1 protein-coding gene is annotated in these 214 nt (G+C 45.3%); it reads left to right on the top strand.

Annotated elements, in window-relative coordinates:
* The coding region (locus tag ACSULM_RS12535; protein WP_436863134.1) for an Ig-like domain-containing protein at window positions 1–214 on the top strand (214 nt) is incomplete at both ends.

Here is a 214-nt window from a genome sequence, read left to right as displayed (position 1 = left end):
CCAGAAGCGAAGACAATAGTCGTAGATACAACAGCGCCAGAAGCACCAACGGCGGAAGAAGTAACAAGTGAATCAACGCAAATTAGCGGAACAGGTGAACCAGGTTCAACAATCAAAGTAACATTCCCAGAAGGAGTAACAGTGACAGGAACAGTAGATGAAACAGGAAACTATGTAGTCGAAATTCCAGCGGATGTGAACCTCAAAGGTGGAG

The organism is Staphylococcus caeli (assembly GCF_051413795.1).
Classification (GTDB): Bacteria; Bacillota; Bacilli; order Staphylococcales; family Staphylococcaceae; genus Staphylococcus; species Staphylococcus caeli_A.
The sequence above is the reverse complement of the archived record's forward strand: the minus strand, read 5'-3'. Positions and strand labels throughout refer to the sequence as shown.